This window comes from Mesorhizobium sp. M8A.F.Ca.ET.207.01.1.1, assembly GCF_004794715.1.
GTDB lineage: Bacteria > Pseudomonadota > Alphaproteobacteria > Rhizobiales > Rhizobiaceae > Mesorhizobium.
On record NZ_SRUS01000280.1, the window covers coordinates 1 to 345 of the forward strand.

Consider the following 345-nt stretch of genomic DNA (forward strand, 5'->3'; position numbering starts at 1 on the left):
GCCGCCAGGTGGTGCTGCTGGTCGGCGCCGTGCACTGCGAGCCGCTGGCCGTGGCCCAGCTGCCGCCCGAGATCCGCCAGCAGGCCCGCGTGACCCGCCTGCTGCAGGAACGCGCGTTGATTGCCGCCACACCCCAGACCGCTGCTGCAGGAGGTACGCGATGAGCCGGCGTTGGTTGTTTGTGTTGATGCTGGTATGTGCGCTGGTGCTGGTGATGCCACGGGCGTGGGCGCAGTGGCCGCCGGAGACGCATCCGACGGACCAGAACAGGGACATCGTGATGAGCTGGGATCGCTCGGCGGTGCCGGGTGATGTGGAGCTGTGGGCGCCGCGGACGGTGCTGGG

1 protein-coding gene is annotated in these 345 nt (G+C 70.1%); it reads left to right on the forward strand.

Translation table 11 applies throughout. From position 1 onward, the window contains the following. Nucleotides 1-160 precede the first annotated feature (160 nt). Nucleotides 161-345: hypothetical protein (locus tag EN850_RS34540; RefSeq protein ID WP_210238050.1), on the forward strand; the 185-nt coding region annotated here is incomplete at its 3' end.